Origin of the sequence: Halomonas sp. SCS19 (assembly GCF_040147015.1) — a bacterium.
Lineage (GTDB): Bacteria > Pseudomonadota > Gammaproteobacteria > Pseudomonadales > Halomonadaceae > Halomonas > Halomonas litopenaei.
Window position 1 is genome coordinate 1,169,718 of sequence record NZ_JAMSHN010000001.1, and the last position, 26,438, is coordinate 1,196,155.

Here is a 26,438-nt window from a genome sequence, read left to right on the forward strand (position 1 = left end):
CGGGACTCGATCTGGACGACGTCACCCACCCTTGCCTGCCATCGCCCTTGTCGAGGGGGTACTCTCAGCGTAGAACAGCATTAGCCAATGACGATGCTCGGATCTTCAACGCTGAACGTCCTTACCTATAAGAACTCATGCCAGCAGAAGCGTTTCATTGTCCAGACGTAATTCGACCTAAGAGGGTCAAGAGGCACCAAAGCCGAGGTAGCCGACGGCCGGGAAGCCAGCGCCGGACGCCACCTGCCCGGTCCTCATGAGGCACGACAGCGCACCTCCTGAGGATTACCGAATCTGCATATTTTATTGTCGACAATCCTACAGTGACGCCGCCAGACGCACGCCCTGATCGATGGCGCGCTTGGCGTCCAGCTCCGCTGCCTTGTCCGCCCCACCGATGATCGACACCCGAACGCCGGCGGCCTCAAGTGGCGCTACCAGCTCACGCACCGACTCCTGCCCGGCACACACCACCACACTGTCCACGGCCAGGGTGCGCTCCTCGCCGTCAACGCTCAGATGCAGGCCCTGGTCGTCGATACGCTGATACTCGCAGCCGGGTATCGCCTGGACTCCCCGATGGCGCAGCGAGGCCCGATGCACCCAGCCAGAGGTAGTGCCGAGCCCCTTGCCGGGCTTGGAGCTCTTGCGCTGCAGCAGAAAGACCTCCCGCGGTGACTCGGGACGCTGTGCGGGCTTGAGCCCTCCCGGCGCGCTCACGGAGAGATCCACGCCCCACTCGTCACACCACTCGGCCAGGGGGTCGTCACCCGGGGCGACGTGGGTCAGTAACTCCGCCACGTCAAAGCCGATACCGCCGGCGCCGATGATGGCGACCCGCCGCCCGACCCGCCCGGGTGACTCGATTGCCTCTGCGTAGCTCAGCACACTGGCATGATCGGCACCGGGCAACTGAAGCTGGCGGGGACGGACGCCGGTGGCCAGCACCACATGATCAAAGCCCTCAAGATCAGCCACCGTTGCTTCACAGGACAGCCTGACGTCGACACCGGTCTTGTCGAGCATGACCCGGAAGTAGCGCAGCGTCTCGTCGAACTCCTCCTTGCCAGGTATCCGACGGGCAAAGTTGAACTGCCCCCCCAGACTGGCCTGGCGCTCGAACAGGGTGACCCTGTGGCCCCGCTCGGCGGCACTGACGGCGGTAGCGAGTCCAGCAGGACCGCCCCCTACCACCGCCACCGTCTGCGGCGTGGCGGCCGGCTCCAGCGACAGCTCGGTCTCGTGACAGGCGCGAGGGTTGACCAGGCACGAGGTCAGCTTGCCCTGGAAGGTGTGGTCGAGGCAGGCCTGGTTGCAGGCGATGCAGGTGTTGATCTCGTCTGCCCTGTCGCCGCGAGCCTTGGCCACCCAGGCGGGGTCGGCCAGCAGAGGCCGAGCCATGGAGACCATGTCGGCGTGGCCCTCGGCGAGCACCCGCTCGGCCACCTCGGGCATGTTGATGCGGTTGGTGGTGATCAGCGGAATTGTCACCGCCTGGCGCATGCGCCGGGACACCTCGGTAAAGGCCGCCCGCGGCACACTGGTGACGATGGTCGGCACCCTGGCCTCGTGCCAGCCGATGCCGGTGTTGATCACGTCGGCACCGGCGGCTTCCACCGCCCGCCCCAGGGCGATGACCTCGTCATGGGTGCTGCCGTCCTCCACCAGGTCGATCATCGACAGCCGGTAGATCAGCAGAAAGCGATCCCCCACCGCCGCGCGTACCCGGCGCAAAATCTCCAGCGCAAAGCGACAGCGATTGTCGAAGTCGCCGCCCCAGCGATCCTGGCGCTGATTGGTGCGCCGACAGATGAACTGGTTGATCAGGTAGCCCTCGGACCCCATGATCTCGACGCCATCGTAGCCGGCCTGCTGGGCCAGGCGCGCGCAGCGCACGTAGTCGTCGATCTGCCGCTCCACATCCTCGTCAGTAAGCTCACGCGGCACGAAGGGATTGATCGGCGCCTGGATCGCCGACGGCGCCACCAGCTCCGGCGAATAGGCGTAGCGCCCAGCGTGCAGGATCTGCATGCAGATGCGTCCGCCCTCGGCGTGCACCGCCTCGACGACCTGACGGTGTCCCTCGAGCTGGTCCTCGCTGGTCAACTGCGAGGCCCCCTGGAAGACGGCGCCTTCGGCGTTGGGGGCGATGCCGCCGGTCACAATCAGCGCCACTCCCTCGCGGGCGCGCTCGGCGTAGAAGGCGGCCAGACGCTCGAAGCCGCGCGGTGCTTCTTCCAGGTTGGTATGCATGGAGCCCATCAGCACACGATTGGGCAGGCTCAGATGGCCCAGGCGCAAGGGAGTGAAGAGCTGGGGATAGGCGGTCACGGGGCGGTCCTTCGCAGCACAGGCTGCGCGTTGTTGTTGGCGGTGTCGGATGGCGCGCTCACACAATTGGCGCCACTCATCGACCAATTTCAAACAACTGTATGATAGCAGTCCACCCTCTGCCACCCCCCTCGATGAAAATGCGCGCAAAACGCATCGTCGGGCAAAGGTTTCTTTCTGGCCAGCTCCGGGGATAGCTCTTGAAAGAGCTCTTGAAAGAGCTCCTGAAACAGCTCCTAAAATAGCCCCTGGAATCGCCCTCCTGGAACAGCTCTCTGGATAGCCCTCCAGTCAACCCTCGTCCACCACCGCTGACCTGACGCACACGAAAAAGGCCCCGCTGCGTAGCAGCGGGGCCTTCCGAAATAAGCGCCGGTAACAGGACCGGACTTTTCCAGCGAACTGGATCGAGTGAAACTGGCGGACCGGACGGGACTCGAACCCGCGACCTCCGGCGTGACAGGCCGGCATTCTAACCAACTGAACTACCGGTCCGCGTGGTGGGTGATACCGGATTCGAACCAGTGACCCCCAGCATGTGAGGCTGGTGCTCTAACCAACTGAGCTAATCACCCACGTTATTTCACACGGTGCGATGTCTCGAGTTTCCTGAAGACGTCGTCTTTGGCTTGTCATCGTGGCGGACCGGACGGGACTCGAACCCGCGACCTCCGGCGTGACAGGCCGGCATTCTAACCAACTGAACTACCGGTCCGCAATGATGACCAATTCGAGAAGAGACGCTGGCGGACCGGACGGGACTCGAACCCGCGACCTCCGGCGTGACAGGCCGGCATTCTAACCAACTGAACTACCGGTCCAGCGCTCTCTACTCTACGTGTCCATCCATCATTTTCATGATGGTGGGTGGTACAGGGTTCGAACCTGTGACCCCCAGCTTGTAAGGCTGGTGCTCTCCCAGCTGAGCTAACCACCCCTGGTCACGTGGCGCTGCATTCTACAGAACATCCGGGAGATGTCAACGCGCCCCACGCATCTTTCTCGTTTTTTTTGTCCCGACTTTTGTCCGTGCATTCATCGACTTGGGCCGAAAGCCAGACGCCACAAGGGCTGGCGCCACAGCGCCGTGATATCCACCCTTGTAGAAAGAAGCGCTCACGACTTGCCCATGGCGTCCGCGGTAGCGCGCGCCGCCTTTCCCATCAGGTCCTGGCGCGACAGTCCACTCAAGCGCCGCGGCGACCAGTCGTGGTCGCCATCCTCGAGCCATTCAAGACGCGCATGCGCCGGCAACTCATAGCCCGCCACCTCGTCGCGAGTACCGAAAGGGTCCCGGGTACCCTGCAGTACCACCAGAGGGCAAGCCAGCGACGGCCAGTGATCCAGACGCAGGCGCTCGGGCTTGCCCACGGGATGAAAGGGGTAGCCAGCCAGCACCAGCCCCGGTGCACCGTCCTCGGCGGCCAGCAGACTGGCCACCCGCCCGCCCATGGACTTGCCGCCGAGCCACAGCGCCCCCGGCACCAACTGCGACAAAACGTCACGCCAGAGGCGCATTTCCTCCACCAGCCGAGCCACCCTGGGCGGCGGCCGCCGACGCCCCGCCGCACGCATCTCGCGCAGATAGGCAAACTCGAATGACAGCGTCTGTACGCCGGCCCTGGCCAGCGCCGCGCGCCATTCAAGCAAAAAGGGTGAATCGTGTCCGGCACCGGCCCCATGCGCCAGCAACAACACGTCTCGGCAAGGTGGTCCCTCCAGGATCACCGGCGCCAGGCCGGGCACCTGCCACTCGCCACGGTGCCCGGCGGCGAGTGCCTGGCTGAATTCCTGAGTAAAAGCGTCGGGTAAAACGAGTTGTGACACGGCAAAGTTTCCAAAGTTCACTGCCACCAGAGGCTAAGTTCTTCTCACTGCCAGGCTGGGCTAGAATTCTGAGTGGTTGTTGATCTGCATCATTCTGAGGCAATTGCCGGGCAGGCACTATGGCCGGGGGATCGTCCCCTTTACGCGATCGATGGGAAACTGATCATGAGCACAGCATTTGAACATCCGACCTACAACTACAAGGTGGTCCGGCAGTTCGCGATCATGACGGTGGTGTGGGGCATCGTGGGCATGACCCTCGGTGTGATTCTCGCCGCCCAACTGGTCTGGCCGGAACTCAACCTTGGCTTGCCCTGGACAAGCTTCGGTCGGCTTCGCCCGCTGCATACCAATGCGGTCATCTTCGCCTTCGGCGGCTCCGCCCTGTTCGCGACGTCCTACTACGTCGTCCAGCGCACCTGCCAGGTGAGGCTGATCAGCGACAAGCTGGCCGCCTTTACCTTCTGGGGCTACCAGGCGGTCATCCTGTGCGCGGTCGTCACCCTGCCGCTGGGCCTCACCGAGGTCAAGGAATACGCCGAGCTGGAATGGCCCATCGACATTCTGCTCGCGGTGGTGTGGGTGACCTACGCAGCCGTCTTCCTAGGCACCATCAAGGTCCGCAAGACCTCCCACATCTACGTGGCCAACTGGTTCTTCGCCGCCTTCATCCTGACCGTTGCCGTACTGCACATCGTCAACAGCGCGGCCCTTCCGGTCACCGCCACCTACTCCATCTCCATCTACTCCGGCGCCATCGACGCCATGGTGCAGTGGTGGTACGGCCACAACGCGGTAGGCTTCTTCCTGACCGCCGGCTTCCTCGGCATGATGTATTACTTTGTGCCCAAGCAAGCCGAGCGCCCGGTCTACTCCTACCGCCTGTCCATCGTCCACTTCTGGGCGCTGATCATGGTCTACATGTGGGCCGGCCCCCACCACCTGCACTACACCGCCCTGCCGAACTGGGCGCAGTCGCTGGGCATGGTGATGTCGATCATTCTGCTGGCGCCCTCCTGGGGCGGCATGATCAACGGCATGATGACCCTCTCCGGGGCCTGGCATAAGCTGCGAACCGACCCGACCCTGCGCTTTCTCGTCGTCGCGTTGTCGTTCTACGGCATGTCGACCTTCGAAGGCCCGATGATGGCGGTGAAGACCGTCAACGCCCTGTCCCACTACACCGACTGGACCATCGGTCACGTCCACGCCGGCGCCCTCGGCTGGGTCGCGATGATCACCATCGGCTCGATGTACCACCTGATTCCACGCCTGTTCGGTCACACCGAGATGTACTCCGTCAAGCTGGTGGCGGTGCACTTCTGGCTGGCCACCATCGGCACCGTGCTGTACATCGCCGCGATGTGGGTCAACGGCATCCTGCAGGGCCTGATGTGGCGCGCCATCAACGAAGACGGCACCTTGATGTACACCTTCGTCGAGACCGTCGAGGCCAGCGGCCCCGGCTACATCGTGCGCCTGATCGGTGGCCTTTTCTGGGTGACCGGCATGCTGATCATGGCCGTCAACGTGGCCATGACCGTCAAGGGTTCCGCCAAGCGCGGCGCGCCCCTGCCCCAGACCGCCTGAGTCAACGAAGGACCGAGACTGACATGAAACACGAGATCATAGAAAAGAACGTCGGTTTGATGGCGGTACTGGTGCTGGTGGTGATCAGCTTCGGTGGCCTGGCCGAGATCGTACCGCTGTTCTTCCAGAAGCAGACCACGGAGCCGGTCGAGGGCCTCGAGCCGCTGTCCGCACTGGAACTGGAAGGCCGGGACATCTATCGCCGCGAAGGCTGCGTCGGCTGTCATTCGCAGATGATTCGCCCCTTCCGTGCCGAGACCGAGCGCTATGGCCACTACAGTGTGGCCGGTGAATCCGTCTACGAGCACAACTTCCTGTGGGGGTCCAAGCGCACCGGCCCGGACCTGGCCCGCGTCGGCGGTCGCTACAGTGACGACTGGCATCGTGCCCACCTCTACAACCCGCGGGACGTGGTGCCCGAATCGGTGATGCCGGCCTACCCCTGGCTGTTCGAGAACACCCTGGACGGCGAGGACACCCCGGCCAAGATGCGCACCCTTCAGAAACTGGGCGTGCCTTACACCGACGAGCAGATCGCCAACGCCACCAGCGAGGTCCGCGGTGAGCGTGAAATCACCGCCCTGGTCGCCTACCTGCAGCAGCTTGGCACGGTGTTGCCCAGCTCGGCGAAGAGCCCGTAACCATGGATATCGGAACCTTTCGCGGCATCTTGACCGGCATCCTGCTGATCGCCTTCCTGGGCCTGGTGGCCTGGGCCTACTCGAGCCGCCGCAAGCGTGAGTTCGATCAGGCGGCGCAGCTGCCGTTCGCCGACGACGACGAACAACCGAATCGTGACCGCACGGCCGAGCGACAGGCCGATTCCCGAGAGGACAGGGGAGAGAAGAACACATGAATACGCTTTGGGGTGATGCCCTCTCAGGCTTCTGGAGTGCCTGGATCATCGTCATCACGCTCGGCACCATCGGCTTTGCGTTCTGGCTTCTGTGGGCCAACCGCAAGACCGACAAGCGCCCTGACGCCGACGGCACCGTCGAGACCACCGGCCACACCGCCGATGGTATCGACGAATACGACAACCCGCTGCCTCGCTGGTGGTTTCAGCTCTACGTTGCCACGGTGATCTTTTCCCTGGGCTATCTGGTGCTGTATCCGGGCCTCGGCAACTTCGCCGGTGTGCTGGGCTGGAGCCAGGAAGGTCAGTGGGAGGAAGAGGTCGCCCAGGCCGAAGAGCGCTTTGCACCGATCTTCGAGAAGTACCAGCAGGTACCCATCCCGGAACTCGCCCAGGACGGTGACGCCATGCAGGTGGCCGAGCGCATCTTCCTCAACAACTGCGCCATCTGCCACGGCTCCAACGCCAAGGGCGGCTACGGCTTCCCCAATCTGACCGACGACGACTGGCTCTACGGCGGCGAGCCCGAGCACATCGTCACCACCATCAACAACGGACGCAATGGCCTGATGCCGTCATGGCAGCAGCTCGGCGCGGACAATATCGAGAACCTGACCCAGCATGTGCTGTCGCTGTCCGGCCAGGCCGAGGACGCCGAACGTGCCGAAAAAGGCGGCGCCGTCTTCACCTCGGTATGTGCCGCCTGCCATATGCCTGACGGTACCGGCAACCAGGCGCTGGGCGCGCCCAATCTGACCGACGACAGCTGGCTGTACCAGGCACCGGGCCAGAGCCTGGCCGACTCCGTGCGTCAGACGCTGCGCAACGGCCGCAACGGCCATATGCCGGCGCAGGCCGCCTACATCGGCGAGGAGCGGGTCCACCTGGTCGCCGCCTATGTCTATGGTCTGAGCCAGAATCAAGACCAGAGTCAGTAGTGACCCCAGCGGGATCGCTCCCGCGGCGAGTGCGGCGCTTGGCCGCACTCGCCACCCACCTACCCGTCAATCGCTAGACTGGGGCTTCGGCCCCATCGACGCGATGTGAGTCTGCCATGAGCGACAAGATCCCTGCCCACGACGTCACCGACCCTGCGGTGTCGCACCATTCCCCCGACAGCCAGAGCATGTACGAGAGCCGCCGGCACATCTACGTACGCGAGATCAAAGGCGTGTTCCAGCGTGTCCGTCGGGTCGCCAACTGGGCGCTGATGCTCGGTTTTCTGCTGCTGCCCTGGATTCCCTGGGGTGATCGACCGGCGGTCTGGTTTGATCTGCCGGGGCGCGAATTTCATATCTTCGCCGCCACCTTCTACCCCCAGGAATTCGTGCTGCTGTCCTGGCTTTTGATCATCTGCGCCTTCGGCCTGTTCTTCATCACCGTCTTTGCCGGTCGAGTATGGTGCGGTTACACCTGCCCCCAGAGCGTCTGGACCTTCCTGTTCATCTGGGTTGAGCACCGCATCGAGGGGCCGCGCAATCGTCGCATCAAGCTCGACAAGCGCTCCTGGGACGCCGACAAGGCCTGGCGCAAGAGCGCCAAGCACGCCATCTGGCTGATCATCTCGGCGGCCACCGGCATCACCTTCGTCGGCTACTTCACTCCGATCGGTGGCCTGGTGATGGATCTTGCCACCCTCTCGGCCAGCGGCTGGTCCTATTTCTGGGTCGGCTTCTTTATCGTCTTCACCTACCTGAACGCCGGTTGGCTGCGCGAGCAGGTCTGCCTGTACATGTGCCCCTACGCCCGCTTCCAGTCGGTGATGTTCGATCGCGACACCCTGATCGTGTCCTACGACTACCACCGCGGGGAGCCTCGCGGCCCGCGCAAGCGCAACGCCGACCCGGCAGAGCAGGGCCTTGGCCACTGCATCGACTGCGACCTCTGTGTTCAGGTCTGCCCGACCGGCATCGATATCCGCGACGGTCTGCAGTACCAGTGCATCACCTGCGCCGCCTGCATCGACGCCTGCGACAGCGTCATGGACAAGATGGGCTACCCCCGTGGCCTGGTGCGTTACACCACCGAGCACGCCCTCGACGGCAACAAGACCCACCTGTTGAGACCACGCCTGATCGGCTACCTGGTCGCCCTGGTGGTGATGATCGGCCTGTTCGTCTGGACCATCGCCGACCGCACACCGCTGGATGTGGATGTGGAGCGCGATCGCGCTCGGCTCTACCAGACACTGACCGATGGACGCATCGCCAACTCCTACGCCATGACCGTGCGTAACCTCGACAACCGCCCTCATCGCTACGTGATCGAGGTAGCCGGCATCGAGGGTCTCGAGAGCGACACCACCGCCATCGAGGTTCCCGCCAACCAGTCCCGCCAACTGGTGATGACCTTGAGCGTGAATCCTGATCAGATGGAACAACGCAGTGCCGATATCAGCGTTCGCGTCCTCGCCGAGGACGATCCGTCCGTGGCCATCGAACGTGAAAGCCGCTTTATAGGAGTTACCCCCTGATGTCCCTGTCCGATCCCCAGGTGCCGCCCTGGTACAAGCAGTTCTGGCCCTGGTTCCTGATCGCCCTGCTGCTGTCGTCGGTCACCTTCAGCATGGTCTACCTGGCCTTCTCGATCCGCTACTTCGACGGTTCGGTGCCGGACGATTACTACAAGGAAGGTCTGGCCATCAACGTCCAGCTTGAAAAGCAGCAACGTGCCGAGGCGCTGGGGCTGGCGGCCGAGCTGCGCATCGACGCCACCACCGGCGACGTGGTGGTAACGCTCGATGGCGACGAACGCCCAGAGCGGCTGGACCTGGCGCTGAAGTTCCCCACCGATGGCGCCCGCGACCGGGCCCTGGTGCTGACCCACACCCGTGCAGGCCACTATGTCGGCACCCTCGAGCGCAATCTGCGCTATCGCTGGTACCTTCAGCTGCAGCCCCACGCAGAAGGCGCGTCGGGACAGCAGCCTGAATGGCGCCTGACCGGCGAGGCAGAGTTCCCGCGGGAGACCTCCGTGCGCCTGACACCGGGACTCTGATGGCGGCCTCGTGCTACCACTGTGGCGCTCCGGTGGAGGCCACAGCACCCTGGTCGATCACCCTGGATGGCCAGCGCCATCCGCTGTGCTGCCCGGGCTGCGAGGCGGTGGCCCAGGCCATCGTCGGCGGCGGCCTGGACAGCTACTATCGCTTTCGCACCGCCCTGCCGGAGCGCCCATCGCCGACACCCGCCGACGAGGCCCGCTATCAGGTATTCGACGATCCGGGCCTGCAGGATCGTTTCGTGCGTCAGGATGGCGACACCAAGGTAGCGACCCTGGCGGTGGATGGCATCACCTGCGCCGCCTGCGCCTGGCTGATCGAACACCGCCTGAATGCCCTCGACGGCCTGGAGAGCTGCGCTGTCAATCTTTCCCAGCATCGCCTTCAGGTGCGCTGGGATCCCGAACGCCTGTCGCTGTCGCGCCTGCTGGCCGAGATGGCTGCCATCGGCTATCCCTCCCAGCCCTACGAGCCGGACCAGGCTCAGCAGCGGCTCAAGCAACAGTCGCGCCAGATGATAAGACGCCTGATCGTGGCGGCCGTCGGCATGATGCAGGTGCTGATGTTTTCCATCCCGCACTACGTCGACGGCGGTGATCTCAGTAGCGAGTTCGAGCGCCTGTTTGCCTGGCTATCGCTGGCGCTGACCACTCCGGTGGTACTCTACTCGGCCCAACCCTTCTTCGTCGGCGCCCTGCGCGATCTGCGAACCCGCGTGCTGGGCATGGATGTGCCGGTGGCCCTGGCCATCGGTGGTGCCTTTATCGCCAGTACCTGGTCGGTCGTGAGCGACTCCGGTGACCGCTACTTCGACTCGGTCAGCATGTTCACCTTCTTCCTGCTGTTCGGACGCTACCTGGAGTCTCGCGCCCGTACCCACTACGGCCGTAGCGGCAATGCCCTGGCCAGCGCGCTGCCGAGCGCTGCGGTGCGCCTCGACGAGCATGGCGATGAACGCGTCATCCCCGCCAGTCGGCTGGTCCCGGGTGACCGGGTTCGGGTCAGTCCCGGCGCCCAGATTCCCGCGGACGGCACCCTGACCTCGGGCCTTGCCCAGATCGACGAGTCGCTGCTGACCGGCGAATCGCTGCCCCGCCTGCGTCGCCAGGGAGATGCCGTGCACGCCGGCACCCTGTGCATGGACAGCCCGATCGAAGTGATGGTCACCCGCGTCGGCGACGATACCCGCGCCGCCGGCATTCTCGATCTTACCGACCGTGCCTTCGCCCATCGTCCACGTATCGCCCGCCTGGCCGAGCAGGTGGCCCATCGCTTCGTGTTGAACCTGCTGGTCATCACCGCCCTGGTGGCGCTGGTCTGGAGCCTGATCGACCCGAGCCGCAGCCTGTGGATCACCCTGTCGGTACTGGTGGTGACCTGCCCCTGCGCCCTGGCGCTGGCGACCCCCACCGCCCTGACCGTGGCCCACGGCCGGCTGAGACGTGCCGGGGTACTGGTGACCCGAGCCGATGCGCTGGAGACCCTGGCCTGCCTCGATCGCGTCGTCTTCGACAAGACCGGCACCCTGACCCGGGGACGCATGCAACTCGCCGAGCACCGGCCGCTGAGCGACGCCGAAGGAAGCGCCAACAATGGCGAGATGGACGCTGCCGCCAAGCGCCGTCATCTGGCACTGGCGGCGGCACTGGAGACCGGCTCGGAGCACCCCATCGCCCGCGCCTTCGCTGCCTGGCGCGACGCCAGCTGCCAGGCCAGCGAACTGCGCAATCACCCGGGCCAGGGCGTGGAAGGCGTGATCGACGGCCGGCGCTGGCGACTGGGCCAGCCGCACTTTGCCTGCCTGGGCCAACCCGTTCCTGAGCTCCCTGGCGCAGGGCTTTGGTTGCTGCTGGCCAGCGAAGGCAAGCCCCAGGCCTGGTTCAAGCTCGACGATCAGCCCCGTGACGACGCCGCCGAGACCCTCGCCGCCCTCGCCCAGCGAGGGCTTGCCATCGAGATCCTGTCGGGCGACCGCGCCGTCAACGTTGGCCAGCTGGCCCGCACGCTGGGCGTCGGTCAGTGGCGTGGCGAGGCCACCCCGGAGGACAAGCTTGGGCACTTGAAGGCGCGGCAGGCACAGGGCGAAAAGGTGGCCATGGTCGGTGATGGCATCAATGACGTGCCGGTACTGGCCGGCGCCGACCTTGCCATCGCCATGGCCGGGGCCAGCGACCTCACCCGCACCCGCGCCGATCTGGTATTGCTGGGCGAACCGCTCACGGGTATCGTCGAAGCCATCGAGGTGGCCCGCCAGACCCGTCGCATCATTCGCCAGAATCTGTCCTGGTCGGTGCTCTACAATGTCGTGGCGCTGCCCGCAGCGGCGCTGGGCTTCGTGCCCCCATGGCTTGCCGCCATCGGCATGTCACTCAGCTCGTTGCTGGTCATCGGCAATGCCCTGCGTCTGCGGCGCGGACGCACCAGGCCGACCGCGACGCCTTCACCCGTCACCGCTAGCCCCGGCCCATGAGCATCCTTTACCTGTTGATACCCTTGTCGTTGATCCTGCTGGGCCTGGCGGTCTGGGCCTTCTTCTGGGCGGTGCGCAACGACCAGTTCGAGGACCTCGAAGGCCCCGCCTATCGCATCCTGTTCGAAGATGAAGACGACACTCGCAATGCCGATGACGGCGCTTCCTCGTCCGAAACGCCTGCGCAGACATCCGATCGTGATCCATCGTCCAGAGGGCCTGAGTGAATCCTACCGGCCTCGAGCTGCCTCCCATGATGGCGGCCTTCGTGTTTGGTCTGCTTGGTGGTGCACACTGTATTGGCATGTGCGGCGGCATCATGAGCGCTCTGACCTTTGCCATCCCCCCCAGCATGCGTCAACCTTGGCGGGTGGGCTCTCTGGTGCTCGGCTACAATGTAGGTCGTATCACCAGCTACTGTGTGGCGGGCGCTCTGGTTGCCACCCTGGGTTCGGTGATCGGCCTTTCGCCGACTCTGCGTGGCCTGATGCAGATCGTCGCCAGCCTGATGTTGATCCTGATGGCGCTTTACATTGCCGATCTATGGAAAGGCCTGCGTCACGTCGAGGCACTGGGACGTCACCTCTGGAGGTACCTGGAACCCGCAGGCAGACGCCTGTTGCCGGTGGTGCGTCTGCCCCAGGCGGTGGCGCTGGGCGCCATCTGGGGCTGGCTGCCCTGTGGCCTGGTGTACTCGATGCTGGCCTGGAGCCTGGCACGGGCCGAACCCCTCGAGGGCGCACTGCTGATGGCGAGCTTCGGTCTTGGCACGCTTCCGGCGCTGGTGGTGACGGGCCTCGCCGCCAGACAAATGCAGGCCCTGCTGGCGCATCGGGCAACACGCCTTGTCGCCGCTGGCATGATCATCGCCTTTGCCGTCTGGCAACTTTGGACTGGGCTGCATCAATGACGCATCCTACCTCTAAGTTATTAATCCTAAAGAGGTAGACGCCACTTTTAGCTGATCTGAGGGTGTAGAATAGTGCCATCAACGTGCTGTACGGGCGACGTCTGTTCTCCCCATGGCCCAGTCAATATCGATCCCAGATCCACAGGAGCTGCGAATGAGTCCTACGGCCCAAGATCGGCGGCGTCCCATGCTGCATGAGACTCGCTGTGAGTCCTGCAGCCTGAGTTCCTTGTGCCTTCCGCTGTCGCTGGAGACCGCCGACCTCGAGCGCTTCGATTCCATCATCCGTCGTCACCCGCCGATCAAGAAAGGCACACGATTGGTCGAGCAGGGAGATCGCTTCACCAGCGTCTTCGCGGTCCGGTCGGGGAGTCTCAAGCAGATCACCACCGAAGGCAGCGGCGAAGCTCAGTTGACCAACTTCTTCCTGCCCAGTGAACTGGTTGGGCTGGATGGCATCGACGACGGCCGCTATCCCGGCAGCGTGGTGGCGCTGGAGACCACCACGGTGTGCGAGATTCCCTTCGACCGCCTCGATGCGCTGACCCAGACCCTGCCGGAGCTGCGTGCCCAGCTGTTTCGCACCCTGAGCAAGGAGCTGCGAGAGGACCGCCGGATGATGCAGCTGCTGTCACGCAAGACCGCTGATCAGCGCCTGGCCTGCTTCTTCCTCGGCCTGTCGGATCGCTTCCGCCGCCGCGGCTATTCACCGTTCAGCTTCCGCCTGTCCATGTCCCGCGCCGACATCGGCAATCACCTGGGGCTGGCGGTGGAAACGGTCAGCCGTATCCTCGGGCGTTTCCAGCAGCAGGATCTGGTGGCGGTATCGGGACGTGAGGTCAATATCCTCGACCTGACCGCGCTGTCGACCCTGGCCGACACCGAAGTTACCTGAGCGGATCTGGCAGCAGCGTGCCGGGCCTGGCCGGCAGGGCCCTGTATCCAGGATCTGGAAAGCAAAGCGTAATAGATGGCGTGTGACAAAAAAGAGGCCGCATCCGGAGATGCGGCCTCTTTTGCTGTCATGGCGTCCTGCACATTCGCTGCTGGCGAGATCAGTCGGCATCCACCACGTCGATGCGCCGGGCCTGGCGTTCGGCCTGCACGGCCTCCAGCCCCTCGAAGTCGAACAGTTGCCGATCCGCCAGCTGCGACGGCGCCACATTGGTCACCGCCTTGAACATGCTCTCGAGGCGCCCGGGATGCTTGACCTCCCACTCGGCCAGCATCTCCTTGACCACCTGGCGCTGCAGGTTGGGCTGGGAACCACACAGGTTGCACGGGATGATCGGGAACTCCATCGCCTCGCTGTAGGCCTGGATATCGGCCTCGCGGCAGTACGCCAGCGGGCGGATGACGATGTTCTTGCCGTCGTCGGAGAGCAGCTTGGGTGGCATCGCCTTGAGGCTGCCACCGAAGAACATGTTCAGAAACAGCGTCTCGAGAATGTCCTCGCGGTGGTGGCCCAGGGCGATCTTGGTCGCCCCGATCTCCTCGGCGAAGCCATAGAGAGAGCCGCGCCGCAGGCGTGAGCAGAGCGCGCAGGTGGTCTTGCCCTCCGGCGTCTTCTCCTTCACCACCGAATAGGTGTCGCGCTCGAGGATGTGGTAGTCCACGCCGATACTGTCCAGATAGTTCGGCAGCACATGCTCCGGAAAGCCCGGCTGCTTCTGATCCAGATTCACCGCCACCAGCGAGAAGTTGACCGGCGCGTTGCGCTGAAGGCTGCGCAGGATCTCGAGCATGGTGTAGCTGTCCTTGCCACCAGACAGACACACCATGATCTTGTCGCCTTCCTGGATCATGCCGTAGTCGATGATGGCGTTGCCGGCCTGGCGGCGCAGGCGCTTCTGCAGCTTGTTGAACTCACGCCGTGCCTTGGCCTGAACGTGAGCTTCCGTCTGGTCGCCATCCGCAGCAGGGTCGGCCGGGCTGTCGCCGGCATCGATCGAGAGATGGTCATCCTCGGGGGTACGGGGATCGAACAGGGTGGCGGAGGCGGACTGTGGCGACATGGGAGCGGGACATCACGGCTGAAAATGAAAGAGGCGCCAGTCTACCATCCGGACGCTTTAGTGGCGAAGAGGTCAGCGACCGCTTACCCCGGCGAGGACAATAAGGGGGGGGGGCTTTTCGTCGGCGGCACATCGGAAACCGCCAGGGACGACACCGCCGTAGTGGCGCCCTTGCGCGTCGTGGCCTGGTCTGGTCTGGTCTGGTCCGGCAAGTCGAAGAACGCAAGTGCCTGTCAGCCAGGCCCTAGGCGCTGTCCGAAAAGTCGACGAGCGAAGGTTAGACAAGGCAAAAATCGGTGAGAAAGCGCAGTTTACGGGGTGTAAATGAGCATGTTGATCCGATTTTTAACGCCGTATTACCGAGCGCGGGCACTTTTCAGACAAGCCCTAGACGACGTTCAGCGCCAGCAGATAGCGCACCACCACGCCCAGCAACAGCAGCAGGATGCCGGCACGTTGCCAGCCAAACTCGCGCACGGTCAGGGTCAGTCGCTTCTCCCAGAACTTGACCATGCCCCACAGGTCCCGGGTACGGCGATAGTACTGGAGGTAGGCCACCAGCACCGAGACCAGGCCCAGCGCCAGCAGCGTGGGCTCGAGAAGGGTCAACATGGCGTGCAGACTCATGACAGGATCTCCTTGCAGGTGAATGGTTGCCGGTGCGGGTGGCACCGGGTCAGCGCGGATGACGGCAACGGGTCAGCGCGGATGACGGCAACGGGTCAGCGCGATGGCGCCGTGAGTGCCCCGCTTTCCAGGCGCAGATGCATCAGCGCCGTGGTGACGGCGTCGCCCAGGGCCGTATGGCGTCCCATGATCGGGACTCCAAGTCGCTCTGCCAATTGTTCAAAGGTCGGCTGCACCTCGATTTCCGGGTGACTTCGGCGCAGCCGCTTGCGGTACTGCTGGGCCACGTCGATGGTGGCGTTGGGCAGCGAGAAGCCAAACTCCGCCTTCAGGTAGCGATCCAGCATGGCCAGGTCGAAGTCGATACACCAGCCGACCAATGGGCGATTGCCGATAAATTCCAGCAGCGTCGTCAAGGCCTCGCGCACCTCGAGGCCGCCTTCCAGGTCGACCCCACGCAGGCGATGGATACAGATGGAGTCACCACTCAGACTGGCAGGACGCGCGAGCCGCAGGTCCAGCGACTCGCTGGTCAAGACGCGATCGTCACGAATGCGCACCGCAGCGATGGACACCAGCTCCGCATGACGGGTATCCAGGCCGGTGGTTTCGCAGTCCAGGGACACCAGCTCGTCGCCGGTATAGGGATTGAACAGCCAGGCGAAATCGCCATCGGCCTGCCGACGCCTGTCGGCCACACGCCTGATCGCTCTCAGCATCGGGTACTCTCCCAAGCGAAACCATTGACGCCAAGGCAGCTTGCCCTGGGGGGCTGCCTCGACACTCATGCATACTCCAGGTGATAGCGGTGGGACAGGCTGGCCTTGAACTCCTTGACCAGGTGCAGCGCCTCGCGCAGCAAGTCCCGCTCCAGCGAATTGAGCGACTGCACCACCACCCTGTCCGGGGCGTCCGTGGCCCGGGCATCGTCGCGCCGGTAGGCCAGCTGCGCCCGAAGCCGAAGCTCACAGAACAGCGACAACGCCTCGCCGAGATCCTCCGCCACCACTCGCTCGATGCGCCCGAGTGACGCCAGCGCCGCCAGCCGGTCGTGGGTCGAGGTCTCGCGCAGCCCGCACTCCAGCGCCATGGTGCGAACACCGTGGACGATGGGAAAGATGCCACCCTTCTTGATGTCGACGCCGTGCTCGGGCTTCTTCAGCGTTCCAAACAGGGTCAAGGGCGTCGAGAACCGCAACACTCCCCTCGCCAGATGGGTCAGCAACAGTTCATTGCCCCGTGTTTCTTCGATCAGCACGTCGTGGAGTCGGTCCACCAGGGCAAAGTCACCGGCCACCCCCGAGGCGTCGGCAAGCACCGCCAGACGCATCAGGCTTTCTCCGTCGGGTTCGCTGACCCAGCGACGGATGCGCGCGCGCCATTGCGCAAGGGTGCCGACCCACTGGGGGTTGGAGACCATGATGTTGCCCGGGCAGCGCGGATAGCCCAGATCGTCGAGCACGCTGGTGAACCGCGCGGTATCTGCGCTGAGCTCGTCCCACTGCTGGTCATCGGCCAGGATCAGCGCATTGTCCTGGTCGGTCTTCAGGATCTGCTCGCCGCGCCCTTCGCTGCCGAGCACCAGCAGACAGGCGCGCTCGCGCTGAGGGGCCGGCATCGAGAAGTGCCAGGCCTTGCTGATGATGCGCCCATTGAGCGCCGACAGCATGCCCATGGCGAAGCGCATGCGTACCCCTTGGGCCATCAGCGCCTCGACCAGCTCCGGCGCACGCTGACTTGCTTCGCTGAGCGAGGCCAGGGTCGTCGCCTGCTCGACCTGCAGGCTGACCACGTAGCTGCGGCTGGAAAAGAAGCTGAGCACATCGGTCAGCTCCACGACACCGATCAGCCGCTGGCCCTGAAGCACCACCACCCTGGCCACCTTGTGGCGGGTCATCTCGATCAGTGCCTCGAACAGGTACTGGCTTTCATCCACCGTCACCAGCGACAGATGAGCGATACCACCGACCTCGGCATCACCGTCGCACCCCTCCAGCACCAGGGCCTCGAGCAGGTCGGTCTTGGTCAGCATGCCAGGACCGTCGGGCGTCTCGACCAGCAGGCTGTCGGCGCCCTTGTCCTTGAGGGTCAGCACGGCGTCGCGAATGCATGTCGTCGAGCCGACCTTGAGCGGCTCACGCATGCACTCGTTCACCCGGGCGAGCATGAATCCGGCCAGGGTGACGCCGCCCTCGGCGCGACGTTCGGCCAGCAAGCGCGTCTTGCTGATCAGGCGCTGGTGAAAGTAGTCCGAGAAGGCGGCGTTGTTCTCGCACAGCGACAGAAACAAGGTGTGCGGCATCAGGTAACACAGGCTTTCTTCTTCGGCGACGAAGCGGTAACGGCTCTGGCCGTTGATCACGCTGATGGCACCGAACAGATCGCCCCCGGTGTAGTGGCCGATGCGCCCCCCGGCGGGGCCCTCGGCCGGGTCCAGTTCGGCGACTTCGCCCTTGTGGATCACAAAGACGAACTCGCCGGACTGCCCTGCATCGAGGATCACGTCATCCCGCCCGTAGTAGGCGATATCCAGCCCGCCCAGGACCCGCTCGCGCTCGGCCTCGTCGAGCAATGAAAACGGTGGATGAGTGAAGTCGATGTCGATCATGTCTGCTCCATGACCGACCCCGGCGAGGCCGGGGTCGGGGAGTGTTGTCGTCTGGCAGGGAGCGGCGGATGGTGGTCCGACGCCCCTGCCTGATGGCCCGCTCTAGTGAGCGTGGGCCTCACCCGCGCCTCTCGGCACACGCACGTTCTCCACCAGTTCCTGGATGTGCTCCGGCGGTGCCGCGGTTGCCCGCGAGACCACGAAGGCCACAACGAAGTGGAGGATCATGCCGAGGGTACCGATACCCTCCGGCGAGATGCCGAACCACCAGATCGAAGGATCGGTGTTGATGAACTTGGTGTAGACGATGTAGATGAAAGTGAAGCTCAGACCCAGCACCATGCCGACGATGGCCCCTTCGCGGTTCATGCGCTTGTCGAAGATGCCAAGCAGGATCGCCGGGAAGAAGGACGAGGCAGCAAGACCGAAGGCAAAGGCCACCACCTGGGCCACGAAGCCCGGCGGGTTGATGCCGAAGTAGCCGGCTACCACCACCGCCACCGCAGCAGCACTACGCGCCGCCAGCAGCTCCCCCTTCTCGCTGAGGTTGGGATTGATCTGCTTCTTGATCAGGTCATGGGACACCGCCGCCGAGATCACCAGCAACAGACCGGCTGCGGTGGACAGCGCCGCGGCCACGCCACCGGCGGCCATCAAGGCGATCACCCAGGCCGGCAGGCCGCCGATCTCGGGGTTGGCCAGCACGATGATGTCGCGGTCGATATAGACCTCGTTGGGGCTGTCGGTAGGCGTATTGGTCACCACCCGCTGCCCGTGCTCGCCGGGAGTTTCCTCTTCCAGCGGGCCGCTTTCGAAGGTCGGCTTGCCCTCGAACGGCGCGCCCGGCCCCATCTGCACCCGACCGTCGTCGTTCTTGTCGAGCCAGCCGATCAGGCCCACGCCTTCCCAGCTCTTGAACCAGGCCGGTGCCTCTTCGTAGCTGGTCTCGTGTACCGTCTCGATGATATTGGTGCGGGCGAACACGCCGACCGCCGGAGCGGTGGTGTAGAGCAGTGCGATGAACACCAGCGCCCAGCCGGCGCTGACCCGGGCGTCACGCACCCGCGGCACGGTGAAGAAGCGCACGATGACGTGGGGCAGACCCGCGGTACCGCACATCAGGGCTGCGGTGATAAAGAACACGTTGATCATCGGCTGACTGCCGTCGGTGTAGGGCGTGATGCCCAGATCCGTCAGCAGACCGTCGAGACGATCGAGAATGTACTGGCCGCTGTCGTTGCCGGCGGCATCGACGAAGGTGGCACCGAGCCCGGTCTGCGGCAGCACGTGGCCGGTCATCATGATCGACAGGAACACCGCCGGCACGATGAAGGCGGTGATCAGCACGCAGTACTGGGCCACCTGGGTGTAGGTGATGCCCTTCATGCCACCGAGCACCGCGTAGAAGAACACGATGACCATGCCGATGACCACGCCCAGATTGACCTCGACTTCGAGGAAACGGGCGAAGACGATACCGACGCCGCGCATCTGACCGGCGACATAGGTAAAGGACACGAAAATAACGCAGATGACCGCCACGGTACGGGCGATATTCGAGTAGTAACGGTCACCGATAAAGTCCGGCACCGTGAACTTGCCGAACTTGCGCAGGTAAGGCGCCAGCAGCATGGCCAGCATGACGTAGCCACCGGTCCAGCCCATCAGGTAGACCGAGGCGTCGTAACCCAGATAGGCGATAAGACCCGCCATGGAGATGAAAGAGGCCGCCGACATCCAGTCTGCCGCGGTAGCCATGCCATTGGCGGCAGGGTGGACGCCGCCGCCGGCGACGTAGAAATCCTTGGTAGACCCGGCACGCGACCAGATCGCGATACCGATGTAGAGCGCGAAGGACGCCCCTACAAATATATAGGTAAGTAGTTGTACATCCATGGAATCAATTCCCGTTCATTGACGTTATTTTGCGGGTGTCACTGTTCGTGGACGTCGTACTCTTCATCGAGCTTGTTCATCTTCCAGGCATAGAAAATGATCAGCACGATAAAGGTGTAGATGGATCCCTGCTGTGCAAACCAGAAGCCGAGCTTGAAGCCAAAGAACTGGATATTGTTGAGTACATCCACCAGCAGAATGCCGAAGCCATAGGAGACGATGAACCATACGGCCAGACAGCCGAGGATGGTTCGTATGTTTCGTTTCCAGTAGGCCTGTGCGCTCTTGTCTAGCATAAGGCTACCCTCAAGAAGTGGTTTGATCGCCAAATGCCGCCGCAAAGACGACACAAAGGCTCGAGAAGCAGACTAGACAAAATGGCCTTTCCTGGAACGATAACTTTAGTCGAAAAGCATAAATGCACCGCACCAAGAAAACCATTACATTAAATATTTCAGCAACTTACAAACATTCCTGGAATATTAGCCGATGGTCTATCACTACAAAGGTGCAATCCACCTTAGTCGCGATCCAAGGCCTTGAGACCAGGCAATGCCTTTCCCTTGATGGCGCAAAATTCCGTCAATGCTTCGCGCTTCAGGCGCCCGAATCGAGGCAACCACGCTGCGCCCCTGCCGAGCAGGCCGCCAATGCCCTAGAATGGCCGCTGACGTCGAGGAGGTGCCCATGTTTGCCGGTTGGCTATTGATCGCTGTTTCACTGCTCTACATCGCCGTGCTGTTCGCCATCGCCTGGCGCGGCGATCGTCGTGCACGCCACCTGGGGGCCAGCCATCGTCGCCCGCTGGTCTACAGCCTGGCGCTGGCGATCTACTGCACCTCCTGGACCTTCCACGGCGCCGTGGGCCAGGCGGCGACCTCCGGCTGGTCGTTCGCCAGCATCTTCGTCGGTCCGGTACTGACGCTTCTATTGTTCTGGCCGGTACTGGCCAAGATGGTGCGGGTCGCCAAGCACCAGAACGTCACCTCGATCGCCGACTTCATCGCCTCTCGCTACGGCAAGACCCAGTCTCTGGCGGCCTTCGCCAGCCTGGTCGCGCTGATCGGCACCCTGCCCTACATCGCCCTGCAGTTGAAGGCCGTGTCCACGTCCTTTGCCGTGCTCACCGACGCCTCCGACATCACCCAGGCGCCGCTGTTCGGTGACACCGCCTTCTATGTGGCCATCGTCATGGCGATCTTCGCCATCCTGTTCGGTACCCGCCATACCGACGCCACCGAGCACCACGAGGGCCTGATCCACGCGGTGGCCTTCGAGTCGCTGGTCAAGCTGGTAGCCTTCCTGATCCTCGGCGCCTACGTCACCTGGGGCATGTTCGATGGCCTGCAGGACCTGATGACCCGGGCCGACACCCACCTGCAGCTGCAGCGGCAACTGGCCCAGCAGGACTTCGGCCAGAGCTTCTGGGCCCAGACCCTGCTGGCCATGCTGGCGATCCTGTGTCTGCCGCGTCAGTTTCACGTCACCGTGGTGGAGAACACCCACCGCGACGACGCCGCCCGCGCGCGCTGGATGTTCCCGCTGTACCTGGTGCTGTTCGCCTTCTTCGTGTTGCCGCTGGCCGCCGCCGGCCTGACCATCTTCGCCGGCACCGACGTATCACCCGATACCTATGTGCTGTCGCTGCCGATGGCCGCCAACCAGAGCTGGCTGGCCCTGCTGACCTTTATCGGCGGCTTCTCCGCCGCCACCGGCATGGTCATCGTCGCCGCCGTGGCGGTCTCGATCATGATCTCCAACGAGATCGTCATCCCGGCACTGTTCCGCATGCGCTGGTTCGACACCAAGGCTCGCGACTACGGACGCCTGGTCCTGCGGGCACGGCGCATTACCATCGCCGTGATCCTGGCCATGGCCTATGGCTTCTATCAGCTGATCGGCGAATTCACCTCGCTGGCCTCCATCGGCATGCTGTCCTTCGCCGCCGCCGCCCAGTTCGCCCCGGCGCTGATCGGCGGGCTCTACTGGAAGCGCGGCAATCGCCTGGGGGTCATCGTCGGCATGAACGCGGGCTTCGCCATCTGGGCCTACACCCTGCTGTTGCCAGCGATGATCAACGCCGGTGTATTGCCCGCCGGCTGGCTCCAGGGTGGGCCGCTGGGGATCGCCTGGCTGTCACCGACCTCGCTGTTCGGCCTGCACGTGGGTGACAGCTTTACCCACGGCGTGATGCTGTCGCTGGGGGTCAACCTGGTGGCCTACATCTTTGTCTCCCAGGTAACCCCTCAGCGGGTGGTGGAACGGATTCAGGCGTCGCTGTTCGTCGACAGCGTCGAGACCCGCCAGACCTCGGTCAATCGCCCCTGGACCGGGGCTACCACGGTCGGCGACCTGAAGGTGCTGTGCCAGCGCTTCCTCAGCGCCGGCCAGGTCGACCGCGCCTTCTCGGACTACGCCCGGCGCAACGGCAAGGCGCTGGAAGACAGTGCCCGAGCGTCCATCGACGTGATCCAGTTCACCGAGCGCTTTCTGGCCTCGGTGCTGGGCGCCTCGTCGGCGCGCATCGTCGTCAACTCCGCGCTGCAGGGGCGTGGCATCGGCATCTCCGACGTCATCTCCATCGTCGATGAGGCCTCCCAGGTGCTGGAGTTCAATCGCGCCCTGCTCCAGGCCACCATCGAGAACATCAACCAGGGCATCAGCGTGGTGGATCAGAACCTGCGCCTGGTAGTGTGGAACCAGCGCTATCTGGAGCTGTTCCGCTTCCCTGACCACCTGATCCGTGTCGGCGCACCGATCGACCGCATCTTCCGCTACAACGCCCATAACGGCGAGTACGGCCCCGGCGACCCGGAAGAGCACGTGGAATTGCTGCTCGACAACATCCGCGAGGGCCAGCCCCACCGCTACGTGCGATATCGCCAGGACGGCAGCGTGCTGGAGGTCCAGGGCAACCCCATGCCCGGTGGCGGCTTCGTCTACACCTATCAGGACATCACCCAGCAGAAACGCACCGAAGAAGCGCTGATCCGCTCGGAAAACAATATCCGCATCTATACCGACAACGTGCCGGCGTTGATCGCCTACTTCGACCGGGAGTGTCGCTACCTCTTTACCAACCGTGCCTACGAGCAGGCCTTCAACATCAACCGCAACGAGGTCATCGGCAAGAAGGTGACCCAGGTGATTCCGGAGACCATGGCCGAGGAGCGCATTCCCTGGATTCAGCGCACCCTGAGTGGCGAAAGGGTCAGCTTCGAGGTGTCGCTCGAGATCACCAACGAAGGCCTGCGCTACATGCTGGTGACCTATACTCCGCACTTCGGCGACAGCGGCGCGATCCTCGGCTTCTTCGCGCTCTACCAGGACATTACCGAGCGCCGGAGGGCCGAGATCGCCCTCAAGGAAACCAACGAGACCCTGGAGGAGCGGGTACGCTCGCGCACCCTGGCCCTGTCCGAAGCCAACGCCGCGCTGCGCCAGGAGAACCGAGTGCGCGCCGAAGCCGAGCAGGCCCTGCGCCAGGCCAAGCAGGTGGCCGAGGACGCCAACGCCTCCAAGACGCGCTTCCTGGCCGCAGCCAGCCATGACCTGCTGCAGCCACTCAACGCGGCGCGGCTGTTTACCTCGGCGCTGTCCCAGGACATGGGCGCCGAGGACATGAAGCGCACCATCGGCCATATCGACAGCTCACTGCAGTCCGCCGAAGAGCTGCTCGGCACCCTGCTGGATATCTCCAAGCTGGACGCCGGCGCGCTGACCCCCAGACGCAGCCATTTTGCGCTGACCGACATCCTGCGCCCGCTGCAGGCCCAGTTTGCGGTGATGGCCGAAGATCGCGGCCTGGACCTCAAGGTGGTGGGGTCGGCCCTGTGGGTGGACAGCGACAGCCAGATGCTGCGCCGAATCATCCAGAACTTCCTGTCCAACGCCATCCGTTACACCCAGGAGGGCCGGGTGCTGCTGGGCATTCGCCGGCGCGGTGAGCGCCTGCTGATCGAGGTATGGGACAGCGGCCCCGGCATCCCCGAGGCCAAGCAGGCCGAGATCTTCCAGGAGTTTCGTCGCCTGGATCAGGCCTCGCGCCACAAGGAAAGCGAGAAGGGACTGGGCCTCGGCCTATCCATCGCCGACCGCATGAGCCGGGTGCTCGACCACCCCATCCGGGTGCGCTCCTGGGTCGGCGTGGGCACGGTATTCTCGGTCAGCGTACCCAGGGTCGAGGCAAAGGCCCCGGCCGAGGACACGGACTCCCGGCCTGCGCGCAAGGTCGCCAGCAAGCTCGACGGCAAGCGCATCCTGTGTATCGACAACGAGTCGCTGATCCTCGAGGGCATGAAGGCGATGCTGTCGGGCTGGGGCTGCGAGGTGTTCACCGCCACCTCCATCGGTGGCGCCAAGTCGGTGCTGCGCCATCTGGACGATGACCCCGACGCCATCCTCGCCGACTATCACCTGGACAACGAGGTCACCGGCCTGATGGCGCTGGACGCCCTGGGGGAGCGCCTGACCGGCGCGGTGCCCGGTATCGTGATCACCGCCGACCGCACCGAGGAGGTGGCCGAAGAGGTCCGCCGCGGTGGCTACCAGCTGCTGCTCAAGCCGGTGCGCCCGGCCGCCCTGCGGGCACTGCTGACGCGCACCCTGCAGGCCAGCCAGGCACCGCAGTAGCCGGCGCGAGCCCTGCTGGCGAAAGTTCTGTCGGCGTAAGTCCTGCTGGCGAGCAGCCCACCGGCGGCGACGACGTTGCCGGTGGGGTCCCTCAGGTACCGCAGAAGGTTCTGAGCACTCGCTCGTCGCGCCCGGGTGGGGCCAGCAGGCTGGTATCGTCCGGGATCCGGTAGGGCCGGGTCACGGCGGCGAGCAGCGTCTCGAATACGCTCAGGTCGTCGTCATCGATGGCGGCGCGAATGGCCTTCTCGACCAGATGATTGCGCGGTATCACCTGGGGGTTGGCCGCCGCCAGGCGCGCGCCGACGACCTCGTCGGAGACGCCTTCACGGGCCAGACGCTCGCGCCAGCGCGGCAGCCAGGCCTCGAGCCTGCCACTGCGCTCGAAGCCCTCGGCAAGCGCTGCCTCATCACCGGCCAGCGCCCGGGACAGATGGGCAAAGCTCAGGGTGAAGTCGGCGTTGCCCTCTTCCATGGCCTTGAGGAAGTCCTCGCCCAGGGCCAGGTCCTCGTCTGCCACCTGGCCCCCCTGACCATCGGTCGAGCGGCTTTCCGGCTGGCCTTGCGAGTCATCAGCCCCGAGTCCCAGCTTGGCACGCAGCACCGCCGTCCAGGCGGCGTCATGGCACTCAGCGAAGGCCTCGATGGTCTCGGTGGCCAGCGCCACCGCTCGCTCCTGATCGTCACTGATCAGCGGCAGCAGCGTCTCGGCCAGGCGCGCCAGGTTCCACTGGGCGATGGCCGGCTGGTTGTCCCAGGCGTAGCGCCCGCGTTCATCGATGGAGCTGAACACCCTGTGCGGGTGGAAGGCGTCCATGAAGGCGCAGGGACCATAGTCGATGGTCTCCCCCGAGATCGCGCAGTTGTCGGTGTTCATTACCCCATGAATAAAGCCGAACCCCTTCCACTGGGCGACCAGGCTTGCCTGGCGCTCGACCACCGCCTCGAGCAGCGCCAGCGCGCGCTCGGCCTCGGGCAAGTCGGCCAGCTCGGGGTAGTGGCGCTCGATGCAGAAGTCCACCAGCAGCGACAGCGCCTCGCTGTCACGACGGGCGGCAAAGTACTGAAAGGTGCCGACCCGCACATGGCTCGAGGCTACCCGGGTCAGTACCGCCCCGGGCTCTACCATCTGGCGCACCACCTGCTCGCCGCTGGCCACCGCCGCCAGCGCCCGGGTGGTGGGCACCCCCAGTGCGGCCATGGCTTCTGACACCAGATACTCGCGCAGCACCGGTCCGATCGGCGCGCGACCATCACCGCCGCGGGAAAAGGGCGTGCGTCCGGCGCCCTTGAGCTGGACCTCACGCAAGCCACCGTCTCGATGGGCTAGCTCGCCCAGCAGGATCGCCCGACCATCGCCGAGCTGTGGCACGAAGTTGCCGAACTGATGCCCGGCGTAGGCCGCGGCGATCGGCGTCGCTCCGTCGGGCACGGCGTTGCCACCAAGCACCTCGGCGGCACGGGTCGCGTCGAAGGGGTCAAGGTCGAAACCCAGCGCCTCGGCCAGCGGACGATTGAAGGCCAGCAGACGCGGCGCCGCCACAGGGGTGGGCGCCATCTCGGCGCGCATACGATCGGGCAGGGACGCATAGCGCCCGGAAAAGGCAGGAAACATGGGCTGCTACCTCAGGCTGGCAAGTGGGATGCCGACTACCCTCGGCCCTGCCTGTGGTGG

At 64.4% G+C, this 26,438-nt stretch carries 20 protein-coding genes and 5 tRNA genes; 11 read left to right on the plus strand and 14 right to left on the minus strand.

The window, feature by feature from the left end:
• Window positions 1-318 precede the first annotated feature (318 nt).
• The 7 genes from NFH97_RS04865 to NFH97_RS04895 form a co-directional block, all read right to left on the minus strand.
• A complete protein-coding gene (locus NFH97_RS04865; RefSeq protein ID WP_287163144.1) occupies window positions 319-2,331 on the minus strand; it encodes an NADPH-dependent 2,4-dienoyl-CoA reductase in 2,013 nt (670 codons plus the stop codon).
• 418 nt (window positions 2,332-2,749) lie between these two features.
• Window positions 2,750-2,826: transfer RNA gene (locus NFH97_RS04870), tRNA-Asp, on the minus strand.
• A 3-nt stretch (window positions 2,827-2,829) separates the two neighbouring features.
• A tRNA-Val gene (locus tag NFH97_RS04875) sits at window positions 2,830-2,906 on the minus strand.
• 63 nt (window positions 2,907-2,969) lie between these two features.
• A tRNA-Asp gene (locus tag NFH97_RS04880) sits at window positions 2,970-3,046 on the minus strand.
• A gap of 29 nt (window positions 3,047-3,075) precedes the next feature.
• Window positions 3,076-3,152, minus strand: a tRNA-Asp gene (locus NFH97_RS04885).
• Between the two features lie 40 nt (window positions 3,153-3,192).
• Window positions 3,193-3,268 (minus strand) — tRNA-Val (locus NFH97_RS04890).
• A 179-nt stretch (window positions 3,269-3,447) separates the two neighbouring features.
• Window positions 3,448-4,158: an alpha/beta family hydrolase gene (locus NFH97_RS04895; protein ID WP_222515629.1), complete on the minus strand. Its 711-nt coding sequence runs from the start codon at window positions 4,156-4,158 to the stop codon at window positions 3,448-3,450.
• Between the two features lie 165 nt (window positions 4,159-4,323).
• Between NFH97_RS04895 and ccoN the strand changes: the two genes are divergently transcribed.
• The 10 genes from ccoN (at window position 4,324) to fnr (ending at window position 13,880) form a co-directional block, all read left to right on the plus strand.
• Window positions 4,324-5,748, plus strand: a complete 1,425-nt coding sequence (gene ccoN, locus NFH97_RS04900) for a cytochrome-c oxidase, cbb3-type subunit I (RefSeq protein ID WP_045992149.1) — start codon at window positions 4,324-4,326, stop codon at window positions 5,746-5,748.
• Window positions 5,749-5,771: 23 nt separating this feature from the next.
• On the plus strand, window positions 5,772-6,389 hold the full coding sequence (gene ccoO, locus NFH97_RS04905) for a cytochrome-c oxidase, cbb3-type subunit II (protein WP_108131320.1): 618 nt from the start codon (window positions 5,772-5,774) through the stop codon (window positions 6,387-6,389).
• A gap of 2 nt (window positions 6,390-6,391) precedes the next feature.
• Complete coding sequence (locus NFH97_RS04910) at window positions 6,392-6,604, plus strand: CcoQ/FixQ family Cbb3-type cytochrome c oxidase assembly chaperone (RefSeq protein WP_045992151.1); 213 nt, start codon at window positions 6,392-6,394, stop codon at window positions 6,602-6,604.
• Window positions 6,601-7,542: a cytochrome-c oxidase, cbb3-type subunit III gene (gene ccoP / locus NFH97_RS04915; protein ID WP_045992152.1), complete on the plus strand. Its 942-nt coding sequence runs from the start codon at window positions 6,601-6,603 to the stop codon at window positions 7,540-7,542. Before NFH97_RS04910 ends, ccoP begins: the two co-directional genes overlap by 4 nt.
• A 116-nt stretch (window positions 7,543-7,658) precedes the next feature.
• Window positions 7,659-9,077, plus strand: coding sequence for a cytochrome c oxidase accessory protein CcoG (gene ccoG / locus NFH97_RS04920; RefSeq protein ID WP_349624507.1), 1,419 nt, complete (start codon window positions 7,659-7,661; stop codon window positions 9,075-9,077).
• The gene (locus NFH97_RS04925; RefSeq protein WP_349624508.1) at window positions 9,077-9,601 is read left to right on the plus strand and encodes a FixH family protein; all 525 of its coding nucleotides are present in this window, start codon (window positions 9,077-9,079) and stop codon (window positions 9,599-9,601) included. Before ccoG ends, NFH97_RS04925 begins: the two co-directional genes overlap by 1 nt.
• Entirely contained in the window at window positions 9,601-12,075 is a 2,475-nt protein-coding gene (locus NFH97_RS04930; protein WP_349624509.1) for a heavy metal translocating P-type ATPase, read from the plus strand. Before NFH97_RS04925 ends, NFH97_RS04930 begins: the two co-directional genes overlap by 1 nt.
• Window positions 12,072-12,302 carry a cbb3-type cytochrome oxidase assembly protein CcoS gene (gene ccoS / locus NFH97_RS04935; RefSeq protein WP_349624510.1) on the plus strand — a complete coding sequence of 77 codons (231 nt, stop codon included), beginning with the start codon at window positions 12,072-12,074 and terminating at the stop codon, window positions 12,300-12,302. Before NFH97_RS04930 ends, ccoS begins: the two co-directional genes overlap by 4 nt.
• A complete protein-coding gene (locus NFH97_RS04940; RefSeq protein ID WP_349624511.1) occupies window positions 12,299-12,985 on the plus strand; it encodes a sulfite exporter TauE/SafE family protein in 687 nt (228 codons plus the stop codon). Before ccoS ends, NFH97_RS04940 begins: the two co-directional genes overlap by 4 nt.
• Window positions 12,986-13,139: 154 nt before the next feature.
• A complete protein-coding gene (fnr, locus tag NFH97_RS04945) occupies window positions 13,140-13,880 on the plus strand; it encodes a fumarate/nitrate reduction transcriptional regulator Fnr (RefSeq protein WP_045992157.1) in 741 nt (246 codons plus the stop codon).
• Window positions 13,881-14,040: 160 nt separating this feature from the next.
• On the opposite strand, the gene ttcA is transcribed toward fnr, so the two are convergent.
• The 6 genes from ttcA to NFH97_RS04975 form a co-directional block, all read right to left on the minus strand.
• A complete protein-coding gene (ttcA, locus tag NFH97_RS04950; RefSeq protein WP_253555350.1) occupies window positions 14,041-15,000 on the minus strand; it encodes a tRNA 2-thiocytidine(32) synthetase TtcA in 960 nt (319 codons plus the stop codon).
• 387 nt (window positions 15,001-15,387) lie between these two features.
• Complete coding sequence (locus tag NFH97_RS04955; protein ID WP_239452527.1) at window positions 15,388-15,627, minus strand: hypothetical protein; 240 nt, start codon at window positions 15,625-15,627, stop codon at window positions 15,388-15,390.
• Window positions 15,628-15,722: 95 nt separating this feature from the next.
• Window positions 15,723-16,415, minus strand: coding sequence for a 3'-5' exonuclease (locus NFH97_RS04960; RefSeq protein WP_308812406.1), 693 nt, complete (start codon window positions 16,413-16,415; stop codon window positions 15,723-15,725).
• Window positions 16,412-18,235, minus strand: a complete 1,824-nt coding sequence (locus NFH97_RS04965) for a DUF294 nucleotidyltransferase-like domain-containing protein (RefSeq protein ID WP_222568206.1) — start codon at window positions 18,233-18,235, stop codon at window positions 16,412-16,414. Before NFH97_RS04965 ends, NFH97_RS04960 begins: the two co-directional genes overlap by 4 nt.
• 102 nt (window positions 18,236-18,337) lie before the next feature.
• Window positions 18,338-20,131, minus strand: coding sequence for a sodium:solute symporter family protein (locus NFH97_RS04970; protein WP_108131315.1), 1,794 nt, complete (start codon window positions 20,129-20,131; stop codon window positions 18,338-18,340).
• Window positions 20,132-20,169: 38 nt separating this feature from the next.
• Window positions 20,170-20,427, minus strand: a complete 258-nt coding sequence (locus NFH97_RS04975) for a DUF4212 domain-containing protein (RefSeq protein ID WP_045992160.1) — start codon at window positions 20,425-20,427, stop codon at window positions 20,170-20,172.
• A 391-nt stretch (window positions 20,428-20,818) separates the two neighbouring features.
• On the opposite strand from NFH97_RS04975, the gene NFH97_RS04980 reads away from it, so the two are divergent.
• On the plus strand, window positions 20,819-24,763 hold the full coding sequence (locus NFH97_RS04980; protein ID WP_222515632.1) for a hybrid sensor histidine kinase/response regulator: 3,945 nt from the start codon (window positions 20,819-20,821) through the stop codon (window positions 24,761-24,763).
• Between the two features lie 91 nt (window positions 24,764-24,854).
• Here NFH97_RS04980 and NFH97_RS04985 read toward each other — a convergent pair whose 3' ends face one another.
• Entirely contained in the window at window positions 24,855-26,378 is a 1,524-nt protein-coding gene (locus tag NFH97_RS04985) for a protein adenylyltransferase SelO (protein WP_349624512.1), read from the minus strand.
• Window positions 26,379-26,438: the final 60 nt, after the last annotated feature.

What these genes read in the sequence shown, in the direction of transcription:
- ccoN (WP_045992149.1), top strand. Translation starts at nt 4,324, where the DNA reads ATGAGCACAGCATTTGAACATCCGACCTACAACTACAAGGTGGTCCGG.
- ccoO (WP_108131320.1), top strand. Translation starts at nt 5,772, where the DNA reads ATGAAACACGAGATCATAGAAAAGAACGTCGGTTTGATGGCGGTACTG.
- NFH97_RS04910 (WP_045992151.1), top strand. Translation starts at nt 6,392, where the DNA reads ATGGATATCGGAACCTTTCGCGGCATCTTGACCGGCATCCTGCTGATC.
- ccoP (WP_045992152.1), top strand. Translation starts at nt 6,601, where the DNA reads ATGAATACGCTTTGGGGTGATGCCCTCTCAGGCTTCTGGAGTGCCTGG.
- ccoG (WP_349624507.1), top strand. Translation starts at nt 7,659, where the DNA reads ATGAGCGACAAGATCCCTGCCCACGACGTCACCGACCCTGCGGTGTCG.
- NFH97_RS04925 (WP_349624508.1), top strand. Translation starts at nt 9,077, where the DNA reads ATGTCCCTGTCCGATCCCCAGGTGCCGCCCTGGTACAAGCAGTTCTGG.
- NFH97_RS04930 (WP_349624509.1), top strand. Translation starts at nt 9,601, where the DNA reads ATGGCGGCCTCGTGCTACCACTGTGGCGCTCCGGTGGAGGCCACAGCA.
- ccoS (WP_349624510.1), top strand. Translation starts at nt 12,072, where the DNA reads ATGAGCATCCTTTACCTGTTGATACCCTTGTCGTTGATCCTGCTGGGC.
- fnr (WP_045992157.1), top strand. Translation starts at nt 13,140, where the DNA reads ATGAGTCCTACGGCCCAAGATCGGCGGCGTCCCATGCTGCATGAGACT.
- ttcA (WP_253555350.1), bottom strand. Translation starts at nt 15,000, where the DNA reads ATGTCGCCACAGTCCGCCTCCGCCACCCTGTTCGATCCCCGTACCCCC.
- NFH97_RS04955 (WP_239452527.1), bottom strand. Translation starts at nt 15,627, where the DNA reads ATGAGTCTGCACGCCATGTTGACCCTTCTCGAGCCCACGCTGCTGGCG.
- NFH97_RS04960 (WP_308812406.1), bottom strand. Translation starts at nt 16,415, where the DNA reads ATGAGTGTCGAGGCAGCCCCCCAGGGCAAGCTGCCTTGGCGTCAATGG.
- NFH97_RS04965 (WP_222568206.1), bottom strand. Translation starts at nt 18,235, where the DNA reads ATGATCGACATCGACTTCACTCATCCACCGTTTTCATTGCTCGACGAG.
- NFH97_RS04970 (WP_108131315.1), bottom strand. Translation starts at nt 20,131, where the DNA reads ATGGATGTACAACTACTTACCTATATATTTGTAGGGGCGTCCTTCGCG.
- NFH97_RS04975 (WP_045992160.1), bottom strand. Translation starts at nt 20,427, where the DNA reads ATGCTAGACAAGAGCGCACAGGCCTACTGGAAACGAAACATACGAACC.
- NFH97_RS04980 (WP_222515632.1), top strand. Translation starts at nt 20,819, where the DNA reads ATGTTTGCCGGTTGGCTATTGATCGCTGTTTCACTGCTCTACATCGCC.
- NFH97_RS04985 (WP_349624512.1), bottom strand. Translation starts at nt 26,378, where the DNA reads ATGTTTCCTGCCTTTTCCGGGCGCTATGCGTCCCTGCCCGATCGTATG.